Genomic DNA, 14,200 nt, shown 5'->3' with positions numbered 1-14,200 from the left:
TGACACGCTCTTTAAAATGTGTTATACTGAAGTTATACTTATTATTGATTATAATAACATTGACTTTTTATGTTGTCAATGTATTTTAGCATGAAAAGAGTATCTTCAAAATTGAAGATACTCTTTTTTATGTCACAAAAAATTAATATAAAATTGTTGATTCCACTGAACAGTTGGAACATGCTAAAGTGGATGTAAACATCTATTTAGAACCCTTCAGTCACATTTTCATATTCTACGCAACAAAAATATTTTTGATTTCAGTTATTCACCACATAAGTTGATTTGTAGTTGAGATGTCTATATTTTTGAGCCTAAATTTATATTAACTTTTCTTTTGTTTGATCTATACGAATATTTAAATTTCTCAATTCTTTTATTATTAAGAATAAGGTTACTCCAAAGGATAAGAGATCAGATACAACAAATGAATCAAACACTCCTGATATCCCCAAAAACATTGGTAATATAATTGCAAATGGTATTAATAAAATAAACTGCCTTAAAGCTGATAAGAAAACGGATTGTTTCACTTTGCCAACGTATTGAAAGTAGCTAGCACCAATTATTTGAAATCCAATCATAGAAATAGTTAAACCTACTATTCGCATCCCATTTGATGTCATTTCTGCAAGCATTTGATCTTTCGCTCCACCAAACAAAAGAACTATTGGATCTGTGAATAACTCAATAACTATGAACATAAAAATTGCAAATATTGTTGCATATTTAATTGCTTTTAACATAGTTTCTTTTACTCGCTTATTTAATTCAGCGCCATAATTTATTCCTATTATTGATTGAATGCCCTGACCTAGTCCCATAATCGGCATATATATTATCATTAACAAGGTATATATGATTCCATAAGCTGCCTGTCCTATAGCACCACCATATTTATTTGTGACATGATTAAATACCATAGATATTACACTTACTGTAATTTGCATAACTAATGCAGATAAACCAACAGTTAATATTCTCTTTACTGTTATCTTTTCTAACTTAAAACATGATACATGCAATCTTGCAACGCATTTATCACTTATTAAAAACTTGGCAGCTAAAATACAAGAAACTAAATACCCTATTGCACTTGCAACTGCCACTGCTCTTATTCCCATGTGAAATATAAATAAGAAAATTGTATTTAAAACAGCATGAGTTATTATGCTTGATACAAAATTAATAGTTGATTTTTTAGAATATCCCATTCCACGGATGATGTTATTTAGTACTTGACTAGCTGTAAAAAAAATTGTACTAAATATCATAATAAAGGTATAAGGTAAAGCATAATTCATGCTTTCTGCAGTTGCTCCATACAGTATAAGAATTGGTTTAATAAAAATACATCCAACTATTGTAATAATAATACTGATTATAATTCCAAGCATAAATGCATTTCCAATCATACGTTCTGCACCAATTTTATTATTTTTACCAAGCTCTATTGCAATAGAGGAAGATGCTCCAGATGCAATTAATTGAGAAAAAGCTTGAATCAACATTTGAATTCCAAGTGCAATAGATATAGCTGCCAAAGCTATTGTACCAACAGCCTTAGCAAGAAATATTCTATCAAGTGTCATATTTAGTGTGCTTATTATAAATGCAAAAATCGCGGGACCAGATAGACTTACTATCAAACGATTAATAGGAAAATTTTTTAATTGTTCAGTTTTATTCATGTTTATTTACAACTCCTTTTTAAATATGAGCAATTGCTCATGTTGCTTTGAATTATAGACCCACATGAAATATTTGTCAATATTAAAATGAGTAAAAGCTCATATTATATTGACAAGTTTATAAAAAATTATTAAAATATGGTTATCCATATTAAGAAGATTCATATAAGAAAGCAGGAATTCATATGAAAACTCATGAAACAACTACTAACTCTTGTAAGCAAAGTGAAAAGAATACAAAAACTGATTTAATAAGGCAACCAAGGCAGACACGAAGCATAGAAACAAAAAAAATATATTAAAAACAGCTTTAAAGCTTTTTTGTGAAAATGGTTTTTATAAAACTACAACTAATGAAATAGCTAAACAAGCTTCTGTTCCTATTGGTTCTCTTTATTCATATTTTAAAAATAAAGATATGATATTACTCGAAATATTAGCTGATTATGACCAATCTTTTTTAGATAAAATTGATAAAGCCATTCAAGGAAATATGAACTTTTCTAAAAACGATAAAAAACTATGGATAAAAATAATAATTGAAACGCTAATTGAATTACATAATGAAAGTAAAGAATTTATTCTAGAATTACAGGCACTTAATCATTCAATGCCTGAGGTTGCAAAAATTCATGATATACATGATTTAAAGATTAAAGAAAAGATTATCGAATCATTAGAATATTTCAAAGATGAGGTAAAGATTACAGACCTTGAAGCGTCTGCTGTAATTATAAGTGACATTATTTCTTCAGTAGTAGATCGTATTGTATTTAATAATAATGAAATTAGTCATAATCGTATTATTAATGAGGGAGTAAACGTAATTTATAAATATCTATTCTGTTAATTTAGGCTCAATCAACAAATAAAAACTCGTATATATTAGTGCATATTTTTTAATATATTCGAACTTTTATTTTAGTGTTTACTAAATAAGAATAGTTCAATATCAATTGTATTAAATATACAATAAAGACCTCATTAAAATCCATATCTAGATTTCAATGAGGTCTATGAGACAATTTCTTCTTGGCTTCTATTTTCCTAGTCTAATCCAGTAAATGCAGGATAAGCACTTTCACCATGTTCAGCTATATCAAGTCCATCAGCTTCTTCTGAACTATCAACTCTAATATCCATAAACATTTTCATAACTTTTATAATTAAGAATGTCATACCACCTGCAAATATTATTGTTATTACAATGCTCATTATTTGTGCAATGAAAAGTTTAATATCTCCATAGAAAAGACCATTCCATTGTGCTACAGGATTAATTGCAGTTTGACCAAAAATTCCAGTTGCAATGCCTCCCCAAATTCCACCGACTCCATGACATCCAAAAGCATCAAGTGCATCATCATATCCAAATTTAGCTTTTACTTTTTCCACAAAGAAGAAACAAATTGGCGATACTACTATACCCATTACAATTGATGACCAAAGTGGAACAAAGCCAGCTCCTGGTGTAATTGCAACTAATCCTACTACTGCTCCTGTTGCAGCTCCAAGTACTGTTGGTTTACCATGTTTTACTTTTTCAATGAACATCCATGAAAGCATAGCTGCTGCTGCTGCAGTATTAGTTGTCATGAATGCATGTACAGCAAGTGGACCAGCATTTAATGCACTACCTGCATTAAATCCAAACCATCCAAACCAAAGTAATGCGGCTCCAAGAACTACAAATGGAATATTATGAGGTCTATATGACATCATTCCATGGCCACGCCTCTTACCTAGCATAATACAAGCTACAAGGCCTGAAATACCTGAACTTATATGAACTACATTTCCTCCAGCAAAATCAACAGCTCCTAAAGAACCAATTACTCCACCAGCACCCCATACCATATGAGCCATTGGATAATATACAAAAAGTGACCATACTGCTACAAATATGAATAATGCTGAAAATTTCATTCTTCCTATTAATGATCCAGTTATAAGCGCTGGAGTAATTACTGCAAACATCATTTGATATGCTGCAAAAAGTTCTTGAGGTATAGTAGGTGCGTATGCTGAAGGATCTGCTCCTACTCCATTAAAACCCAGAAAATTAAGTCCACCTATTATTCCATGAAAATCATTACCAAAAGACAATGAATAACCTACTAAAACCCACATTATTGATGCTAATCCGCAAACAAAAAATGAAGACATTAATGTATTTAAAACATTTTTTCTACGAACCATCCCACCATAAAAAAACGCAAGTCCTGGTGTCATTAAAAGTACAAGTGCTGAACAAATCAATATAAAACTGCAATCGCCTAAATTAATTTCCATAAAAAATCCTCCTTAAATATATTTAAATCTTAAAAAATTCTAGTTTATTTACTTATAGTTTCCCTAATTTTTGAAATAATATTAATCTAAAAGTAACTACGCATCACCTAAAAATGAATTCAAAAATTATTTTTCTTAAGCTTCTTGTAAGTCACAATTAAATAAATACCAAGTCAATTGGACTGGCTATTTATTATCATGTACCTAACATGATAATTTTTTTACATAAAAAAGACGATGCTCGTCACATATACTTTTTTAAGTATATTTGTCGAACATCGTCGTTCATATTTCATAGTATATTATTCTCATTGAATTTTGTCAATATTTTTTACATTATAAAACACAAATGATCATTTTATTCTCATAAAGATAGCTATTCATAAGAAAACATATATGCAATTACTAAAATAATCCTGCTGAAAAGTACCCCTTTATCCAAAATCTATAGTGGTATACATTCATTCCATTTAAATCCATATTCTTATCTATCTAAGCTCAATTTTTCTCTTCCATTTTCCTTCCAAAAACACTAAAAGCCCTTGAAATCAAGAGTTTTCTATTGTATAAAATTTATATCCTATGATATTACAAATTTATATATTTCTCCTACGATATATTGTTTTTCTATATTAATCCTTATATAATTTCCATTTTTATTATATTAACAAAAAAGTATTGACAAAAAAATATACACAGTTTAAAATTAAATTCAACAAAGACAAAAACAATGATGGAGAGAAGTAAAAAGAATATTCACCCTTAGTGAGCTGGGGATAGTGCGAACCCAGTGGCAGAGTTTTTTTGAATAACACTCCGGAGTTGCAAACTGAAATATTTGTAAACTGTAATTTAAACTAAATGTTTTATTTAGGTTCAAATAAACTAGGTGCGCCGTATTTCATGCGTTATTTGAATACCAGTAGTAGCTGGAAAAAAAGAGACCAACATGGTAATTTAGGTGGCACCGCGGATAAGCGTCAATTCGTCCTATTAATAGAACGAATTGACGCTATTTTTATATATCTGAGGGGGTTATTTTAATATGTGTACAATTATGTGTTATACAGGTACAGACATGAAACATGAAAAATTTGCAGGATCATTACAAAGAACTGAGTCAAGAGGACCAGATATGACTGAAATTCTTACTTTACCATCTGGTATTTTAGGATTTCAAAGACTTGCTATTATGGATTTAAGTTATAGTGGAATGCAGCCATTCACAAGAAAAAAGGATGCATCTATCTGTAACGGTGAAATTTACGGATTCCGTAAATTAAAAGACGAACTAATGGAAAAAGGACATAAATTTATTTCTGATAGTGATTGTGAAGTATTACTTCCTATGTATTATGAATATGGATTAGATATGTTTGCAAAACTAGATGCAGAATTCGCAACTGTTATCTACGATGGTGAAAATGATACTTTCATTGCAGCAAGAGACCCATTTGGAATTCGTCCACTATTCTACGGTTATTCTGAAAGTGGTAAAATAATGTTTGCAAGTGAAGCAAAAAATTTAGTTGGTCTTACAGACAAGATAATTGCATTTCCACCAGGCCATTATTATGCTGACGGTAAATTCACATGCTATTGTGATATAGCAGCAACTGAAGGTGAATATTGCAAAGATGATTTAGAAGTTATTTGTAAAAACATTCATGATAAATTAGTAACTGCTATAGAAAAACGTATGGATGCTGATGCTCCTGTAGGTTTCTTATTAAGCGGTGGTTTAGATAGTTCATTAGTATGTTCAGTTGCTCAAAAATTATATCCTGAAAAGAAAATTAAAACATTCTGCATAGGTATGACTGAAGATGCAATTGATTTAAAATACGCAAAAGAAGCTGCAGATTATATTGGTAGTGATCATACTGCTGTTTATATGACAAAAGAAGAAGTTATTGATTCACTTGATGAAGTTATTAAGCTTCTTGGAACTTTCGATATTACAACAATAAGAGCAAGTATGGGAATGTATTTACTTTGTAAGAAAATCCATGAAATTTCTGATGTAAAAGTTCTTCTAACAGGTGAAATTTCTGATGAATTATTCGGATATAAATATACTGATTTTGCTCCAAATGCAGGTGAGTTCCAAAAAGAATCTCAAAAGAGGGTTAGAGAGCTTTATATGTATGATGTGCTTCGTGCAGACCGTTGTATAAGTTCAAATTCTTTAGAAGCAAGAGTTCCATTTGGAGATTTAGATTTTGTAAAATATGTTATGTCAATAGATCCTGAAAAGAAATTAAATACCTACAACATGGGTAAATACCTTTTAAGACATGCATTTGAAGGTGATTATCTACCAAACAGCATTTTATATCGTGATAAAGCTGCATTCAGCGATGCTGTAGGTCATTCTATGGTAGATTATTTGAAAGAATATGCAGATAAATGTTACTCTGATGACGAATTTGAAAAACTATGTGAAAAATATGCATATCATGCTAAACCATTCACAAAAGAATCATTATTATATAGAGAAATTTTTGAAAAGTATTATCCAAAACAAGCTGAAATGATAGTAGATTATTGGATGCCAAACAAAGAATGGGAAGGCTGTAACGTAAATGACCCTAGTGCTAGAGTATTATCAAACTATGGTGATAGTGGTAAATAAGTTACAACTCAAAACATTTGCAGCACTTTTGAAATTATTATTTATTTTAACATGCTTAATAAAAAAATTAAGTTAATTCAATTTATTTTCAACAAGCATTAGTAAAATATATACAAAATTATAAACTAAGGGAACTTATATGCATAGTTATAAGTTCCCTTTATTTTTTAATTATAATATATATTATATTTTAAATTTATCAATTATTTCATTAAGCTTTTGAGCAAGCTCTGCTTGGTTTTGTGCTGTTATTGCTACTTGTTCTATAGCTTTCGTAGTTTCATTCATACTCTCTCTTATTATTTCTGCTTCTTCACTTGATTTTTGTGACGATAGTGCCATTTCTTGAATAGCGTCATTTACTTGTCCAACCGTAGATGTTATTTCTTCAGACATATCAGCAATTTCATAAGACATTTTACTAACAAAATCTGAATCGCTATAATACTGATCTCCTAATTCACCATATTTATCAAATTGATCATATACCTGCGTATTTATAAATTTCAATATATCGCTACCAGTATCTATACTACTCTTAAATGCCTTCTGAACTTTAACTATTGTATCTTGAATATTTATTACCGCTTCTGATGATTGCTCTGCAAGTGTTCTAACCTCTTCAGCTACTACCGCAAAACCTTTTCCATGTTCACCTGCCCTTGCAGCTTCTATTGCAGCATTTAATGCAAGTAAATTGATTTGCTCTGCTATGCCTCCAATGGTATCTGCCATAACTTTTATACTATCTACTACCTTTCCATCTTTAATGGCTTTTTCCATTTTTTCTTGTTTTTCATCTGATATTTTTTTAGTTTCCTCAATGGCTTTTTGACTGTTATCCTTAACTTCTGAAGATCTTTCTTTAGATTTATTTGCATTATTACTTCCTTTAATAGCTTTAGAAGAAAGTATATTAATATTTGAATCTACCTCTTCAATTGATGCACCTATTTCTTCTGTTGCAGCATTAGAGTTTTGCATACCATCCACAATGCTGTTTACTGACTGATCTATAACATCAACTTTAGATGATAATTCTTCAACTGTTGCTGAAAGTTCTTCTGATGATGCACCTATGTCTTGAGAATTCCCCATAATTACTTTAATTAATTCTCTTACATTTTCTTGTGCAATATTTAAAGCTGTATCCGTTTGTCCAAATTCATCATTACTTGTGACTTCAATTGGAGTTCTAAAGTCATAGTTTGATAATCTTTGTGCTAACTCTTTTGTCGTATTTAGAGATTTTATTATATTTCTACTTAATATGTATGCAATAGAAATGCCAATTAAAAACGCTATAAATGTAAAAATAATTATTTGATATTTAACTTTTTTAAATTCAGCCTTATTATCTAAATTAGCTTGATCTGCTAATTTTTCATTTGCTGCAATACATTTTTCTAAATTGTCATATGATTGACTATTTAATTTATCACCGTCTACCTGATAGACTTTGAATGCCTCATCACTTTTTCCTTCTTTAACAAGTTCAATTATTTTAACTTGAAGCTCTTCATATTTTGTCAAAGCACTTTTAAAATCTTGATAATATTGCTTTTCTTCAGATGTTTGTATTAAAGTTTCATATTCAGTTTCTAACTCTTTATTACTATTCATTACTGTTTTGATATCATTAGCTCTTTTATCTATGCTAGATTTATCTTCATCAAAAATTATTTTAAGTACTTTAACATTAGTGTACTGAAGATTCTCTTCAATTGTCTTCAAATTTTTAGTAGATATTAAATAATCGCTATACATATCCTCCGCATTTTTATCCATTCTCCAAGAAATATATTGACCTTCTGCTCCTATAAAAACTATAATAGCACAGATTAATAAAAATGCTGAAATAATCTTTTTCTTAATGCTTAAATTAACAAAAAATTTCATTTAAAATTCTCCTTCAATTTGTAATAATTTATTTTCAATAATCTATAATATTTACTAACTATTGTTACTTTAAATTCATTGTTATTTACTAATGATTATTATTCTAACATCTTCCAATGATTTTTTCAACGCTTTTTATATATGATAAAATTGTAACTAAATTTATACTCTAGCTATATTAGATTTCTATTTTTTAATATATTTACTCATATCAACAAAACACTTAGAAAACAAATGCAATAAAAAAAGACTAAGTTTTACCTTAATCTTTTCATGTCAATATCCTTGCCCTTCTTCCATGTCTATCTGACAACCTTCCTCCAATAGATCAAAATGATAGGATTATGAAATTGAAATCTTATCATAATTCCTACTATAGATTGTCTTTATATCCAAGAGCATTCATAATAATAAGTGCTGTTTCTTCAATTGCAATTTTGCTTACATCAATAACTCTACAATTTAGCTTTCTCATTACTTTATCTGAAAACTCCAATTCTTCAAGTATTCTAGCATCATTATAGTACTGAATATTATTATAAACTGCTGTATATCCATCGATCCTTTTCTTTCGAATATCAATTAATCGAAGTGGATCAACTGTCAATCCAAATATCTTTTTCGGTGATATATTAAATAGTTCTTTAGGAACTTCAACCTCAGGAGCTAATGGTATATTTACAGCTTTAATTCCTTTGTTTGCCAGATACATACATAGTGGGGTTTTTGATGTTCTAGATAATCCTACAATTACCACATCTGCTTTTTCAATTCCGCTATAATCCCTTGCATCATCATACTTTATAGCAAATTCCATTGCCTCAATCCTCTTAAAATAAATACTATCCAATACCCTCAATGCTCCTGGCTTATAATCTTGATGCACATTCATCATAGATTCTACAGATTTTATTATTGGCTCAAGCAGATTAATAAGTGTAATATTCTTTTCATAACACCTTTTAGTAAGACTCTCCATAATATCTAATGAAACTATTGTTGAAGTAACAATGCATGGTATTGATTTTTCAAATATCTGAACTGCATCCTCAACATCCTTCAAAGATTTCACAAATGGTATTATTTTTATCTCTACATTATTCTTAAAATGTATTGCAACAGCTTTTGCAAGCATTTCTGCAGTTTCCCCTACAGAATCTGAAACAGCAAAAATTGTTATCATGTATATCTCCCCCATTTTTTATTTTTCCGTTTCTACGAATTACTTGCTGAGTAATTAAACTTAGATTTTTAAACTCTAAATAAAGATTTAGTTAATTCCACTTCTATTGCCATCTCCAAAATATATTTATCTTCCTATTATAAAAAACCATGTAGCCGTGGATTTAAAAATCTTATTGCAAAAATTCAGCATTTCTTTTCCTTAGTAATAGTCCTAACAATTTCACAAACATCTGTCTAGTATAACATAATTATACTTTGTTCAACAACAATTATTGTATAGGTATATCTTCTTTTCGCACAGCCATCGATATATCTTATATATTTATTTTTTGAAACATCCTATATTGTCTATTAGAAAATGTTAATTTTATTACTTGCCCTATTTCTTTTATAATTATATAATTTAAAGCAGTTATTAAACTTAGGCACATTCACAAAATACAAACTTGTTATTTTCTTTCATGTGCCTAATGTAAAATTTAAAGTTAGAGGAAAGCTACAATGGATAAACAATATTATGAAAAATTATTGAATATTAAAACCTCAGGGGAACAAAAAGTATTTAATGAATCAATGCACTATAATAGATATGAACCAACTGCCTACTCTGCATTAGAAATATTATCTAAGAAATATAAATTTGCAGCAGAAGATAACATAGTTGACTTTGGATGCGGCAAAGGAAGACTAAACTTTTACATAAATTACTTTTTTAACTCCACTATTACAGGTATAGAAATGAACACTTTTTTCTATAAAGAAGCTATTGATAATAAAAGAGATTATTTAAAGAAACTTAAAAAGAAAACAAATAATGTTAATTTCTTAAATTGCTTTGCAGAAGAATATAATATAAATCCATCAGATAATAAATTCTACTTCTTTAACCCTTTTTCTATACAAATATTTATAAAGGTAATACGAAATATTTTAATTTCTATGGAAAAATATGAAAGAACAGTAGATATTATATTGTATTATCCATCAGATGATTATATATACTTTCTAGAAAACAATACTGCTTTTGTACTTTGTGATGAAATAAAATTACCTTATTTATATGATAATGATCCTCGTCAAAGTTTTTTAATATATAGACTAGACTATAGCAAAAATGGATACACGAAATTATAAAGTTATAAACTCTTCCATAAAAATAGTAAATAAGACCTAACGTATTATGAAAAAAAACTTATTCATGCAAGTTGAATTCAGCCTTAATAGACTAATTAAAATAGATTTTACTACTGTGATAAAGTAAGTTCTATTTTATTTAGTCTATTTTTCAATAATACTAATTATATTTATGTTATGCTAAACTTCAATGCTTCTTTATTTCCTAATGTCATCGTTTTTTATATGTTCAAGGTGTATTAACTTGTTATTTTTTTGAATATGCCTAATTTATTTTTTAAAATTTTCTTTTTCAATAACACCATAACCTATAGATCCAGACTTAGTATTTCCATAATACTTTTGAATTCCCAATCTTTCAAATTCGTCACTACCAGCTCTTTCTTTAATAACAACACGTTTTTTACAAACACGTAGTGCCTCTATAAGATTTTCTTTTTTTAATCCTCCTTGCTGTGCAAATGGCCTAAAAGAATTTATTGTTTCTGATTTTTTATTTGGTCTCTTAAACATAGGGTCAAAATAAACTACATCAAAACTATTATCTGGTTGGCTTAAAATGTATTCTTCATAAGATGAATTAATAACATCTATCCTCTCCATAGATATTTTAGTTTGCTCATCTACATCTTTATAATCATTTAATCCATTTTTAGTTATACAAGCAATATACTTGTTAACTTCCGTTCCAATAACCTTACCCTTTTCACCAACAATATATGCAAATACTATAGCATCTGTAGCTAGTCCTAAGGTACAATCTAATACCCTATCCCCTGCCTTTAAATTCATAGCTTCTACCATTGGTGTATTAAAACCTTCTTTTATTGCATTCAACTTAAGCCCTGATGTACTTGGATGCCAAAAAAATGTATTATCGTCTCCCTTTAAAACAATCTTATCTTTCTCCACAAAGAGAAAATATTCCATTTCATTCACTCGACTAATTTTCTCTATGCTATAATTACCTCTTTTTACATATGGTATATCTAATTCTTTAGCTATACCATATGCTTTATTTATTAAACTTTCATCTGGGTTTCTTGTAGTTGTAATTGCAATCTTCATATTATTTACCATCCTATCTTTTGTTTTTCCTGATTATACTCCTTTTCTGTACTATACACTAGTTGACTATTTTTGCATTTTTAGAATCTTATTCTTGATTTGCATTTCTATTTTATACTATGAGCTATTATCACCTTTTTATTTTAATTATAACTTACCATATAATTTCTTAAAATAAAAATTTCATTTTGAATATTTTACTATAAAAAGTTAAAGATCACGTTGAATATTACTTCAACGTGATCTTCAAACACATTTATTCTATAAAAATAATAATGATTAATATTTAAACAAATTAACGTTTTTTTGTAATTCTACTGATAAATCATTCAGCACAGTTGCCAAACTTGCCATATCTGTTATACCTGAAACCTGTTCCTCTACAGAGGCAGATACTTCTTCTGCAGAAGTTGATGATTCTTCTGTTATAGCTGAAACATTTTGTAAAGATACATTTAAATGCTCTACTTGTTCAATTACCTTATTTATTTTACTGCTGGTTGATTCAATTTTAGATACCATATCATTTATTTGCTCATTAATTTTGGTGAAAGAATCCTGTGTTTGTCTTGTAGCCTCCTCTTGCTTGTGAATAGTAATTTCACTTTCTTTCATTTGGGCTACAGTTTGTCCGACAGCTGCCTGAATTTCTGAAATTGTAGTAAATACCTCTCCAGTTGATTTAAGAGAAAGCTCAGCCAATTTTCTTACTTCCTCAGCAACTACCGTAAATCCTTTTCCATGTTCACCAGCCCTGGCAGCCTCAATAGCAGCATTCAAAGCTAACAAATTAGTTTGCTCAGCAATACCGTTTATGGTTTCTGCAATTTTATTTATTGAATCTGTTTTCAAGACTAATCCTTCAACAGCATTTTTAACTTCTTTAGATATCTCCACTGTTTGGTTCATATGAGTAGTTTGGTTTTTGATTATATTTTGCCCTTCATATACAATCTTTTCAACTAACTTTCCATTCTCAACCAAATTATTTAACTCAACAGAAGTATCTTGGGACATTTTGTTTATATTATCAGCCATATTACTTACAGAATATACTTCTTTAGCAATTTCCTGATTACCAATAGCCATTTCTTCAACTGTAGCTGCCATTTGATCAGAAGATTTACTTATTTCTTCAGCGTTAGACGATAACGTTGAGGCTCTCTCACTTAATATGTTGGAATTTTGAGCTACTTTCGAAATAGTTTTTCTAGTCTTTTCTAACATCAAATTAAATTTTTGTGCCATTAAACCAAGCTCATCTTTGTTTGATAGCTCTACTGTTTGTGTTAAATCTCCCTCTGCCTCAGCTATATTCGATAACTTTAAAGTCAACATTCCAATGGCCTTAATAATATTTCTCGAAATTATTAACGCTAAAAATATAGCAAGGATTAAAGTAATTACTCCCCCACCAATTATAACAATTCTTGTATTTCTTTCAGTTATCTTTAGACTTGCAGTACGTTGATCTAATAAACTGCTCTCTTCCTGCTTAATATCACTAATCAATTTTCTCATATCATCCATTGACTTCTTGCCATTTTGAGACATTTCAAAATTTATAACATCTGTTATATTTCCTTGATTCGAGTTAACCTTTTGACGAGTAGTTATCAAAGAAGAACCTTCCATTTTTGACCAATCTCGATAATCCTTGGACAAATCATCTATCCTTTGTTGTTGTTTAGAATTATCGGAAGTTAGTTCCTTTATCTTCTCAATATGTTTTTGAAAATCGATCTCGCCCTGATTATATGGCTGCAAGAACGTGTCTTGACCTGTAATAGCATATCCTCTTAAACCTGTTTCCATGTTAATTAGGCTTTCCAAAATATTATCTGCCTCACCAATAACCTGATATGTATGAATGTTCCAATCAACAACCTGAGACTCCTCATTAAAATTACTGTAAGAAAAAGATAAAACTAAAATCATAATTAAAGTGATAATTCCAAATCCTAAGTATAACTTAGTACCTATTTTAAATTTATTCAACATTTATAACACATCCTTTTCTCTTTTAAATTTTGCTTGTGTTTTTTTATACTAATTATATATTTTCCAATAAATAAACTACATATATTAGCTACTGTATATTAATTTGATGTAGCAAATTAATTAGAACTCATATATTAAGTCGTGATATTTCAATATTTAAAAAGTACTTGAATATTAAGCAAAAGTAAAAGCTTATCATTAGTTTTCCATTTACATACTCAGATTCCTTTAAATTAGCAGCAACAGATTCAATAATTCCCTGAGGAATTCTTAAAATCTAATTATCTATACCAAC

Annotated in this window: 9 protein-coding genes, 1 pseudogene and 1 other annotated feature; of the genes and pseudogenes, 4 read left to right on the top strand and 6 right to left on the bottom strand. The window is 29.0% G+C overall.

Annotated features, from left to right (window positions below; translation table 11 throughout):
• Positions 1-320 precede the first annotated feature (320 nt).
• On the bottom strand, positions 321-1,691 hold the full coding sequence (locus CLSA_RS09190; protein WP_022745712.1) for an MATE family efflux transporter: 1,371 nt from the start codon (positions 1,689-1,691) through the stop codon (positions 321-323).
• Between the two features lie 295 nt (positions 1,692-1,986).
• Between CLSA_RS09190 and CLSA_RS24550 the strand changes: the two are divergent.
• Positions 1,987-2,067: pseudogene (locus CLSA_RS24550) on the top strand (TetR family transcriptional regulator); the annotation flags it as partial.
• A gap of 42 nt (positions 2,068-2,109) precedes the next feature.
• Positions 2,110-2,541 (top strand): hypothetical protein, encoded by a 432-nt coding sequence (locus tag CLSA_RS09185; protein WP_022745705.1) that lies wholly within the window; start codon positions 2,110-2,112, stop codon positions 2,539-2,541.
• Positions 2,542-2,738: 197 nt separating this feature from the next.
• Here CLSA_RS09185 and CLSA_RS09180 read toward each other — a convergent pair whose 3' ends face one another.
• Positions 2,739-3,983, bottom strand: a complete 1,245-nt coding sequence (locus tag CLSA_RS09180; protein ID WP_022745701.1) for an ammonium transporter — start codon at positions 3,981-3,983, stop codon at positions 2,739-2,741.
• A gap of 721 nt (positions 3,984-4,704) precedes the next feature.
• Positions 4,705-4,979: a binding site (T-box leader), on the top strand.
• Between the two features lie 49 nt (positions 4,980-5,028).
• Here CLSA_RS09180 and asnB point away from each other — a divergent pair.
• Positions 5,029-6,618: an asparagine synthase B gene (gene asnB / locus CLSA_RS09175; protein WP_022745699.1), complete on the top strand. Its 1,590-nt coding sequence runs from the start codon at positions 5,029-5,031 to the stop codon at positions 6,616-6,618.
• Between the two features lie 183 nt (positions 6,619-6,801).
• On the opposite strand, the gene CLSA_RS09170 is transcribed toward asnB, so the two are convergent.
• Both CLSA_RS09170 and CLSA_RS09165 read right to left on the bottom strand, forming a co-directional pair.
• Complete coding sequence (locus CLSA_RS09170) at positions 6,802-8,517, bottom strand: methyl-accepting chemotaxis protein (RefSeq protein ID WP_022745697.1); 1,716 nt, start codon at positions 8,515-8,517, stop codon at positions 6,802-6,804.
• Positions 8,518-8,890: 373 nt separating this feature from the next.
• Positions 8,891-9,700: a pyruvate, water dikinase regulatory protein gene (locus CLSA_RS09165; RefSeq protein WP_022745696.1), complete on the bottom strand. Its 810-nt coding sequence runs from the start codon at positions 9,698-9,700 to the stop codon at positions 8,891-8,893.
• Positions 9,701-10,203: 503 nt separating this feature from the next.
• Here CLSA_RS09165 and CLSA_RS09160 point away from each other — a divergent pair.
• Complete coding sequence (locus CLSA_RS09160; protein WP_022745694.1) at positions 10,204-10,836, top strand: class I SAM-dependent methyltransferase; 633 nt, start codon at positions 10,204-10,206, stop codon at positions 10,834-10,836.
• 270 nt (positions 10,837-11,106) lie between these two features.
• Here the strand turns inward: CLSA_RS09160 and CLSA_RS09155 are convergent, their stop codons facing one another.
• Positions 11,107-11,904 (bottom strand): class I SAM-dependent methyltransferase, encoded by a 798-nt coding sequence (locus tag CLSA_RS09155; RefSeq protein ID WP_022745691.1) that lies wholly within the window; start codon positions 11,902-11,904, stop codon positions 11,107-11,109.
• Between the two features lie 279 nt (positions 11,905-12,183).
• The gene (locus CLSA_RS09150; RefSeq protein ID WP_022745688.1) at positions 12,184-13,905 is read right to left on the bottom strand and encodes a methyl-accepting chemotaxis protein; all 1,722 of its coding nucleotides are present in this window, start codon (positions 13,903-13,905) and stop codon (positions 12,184-12,186) included.
• Positions 13,906-14,200 lie beyond the last annotated feature (295 nt).

Source organism: Clostridium saccharobutylicum DSM 13864 (assembly GCF_000473995.1).
GTDB classification, from domain to species: Bacteria; Bacillota; Clostridia; order Clostridiales; family Clostridiaceae; genus Clostridium; species Clostridium saccharobutylicum.
Note: the sequence above shows the minus strand (reverse complement) of the source record. Positions and strands in the feature narration are given on the sequence as shown.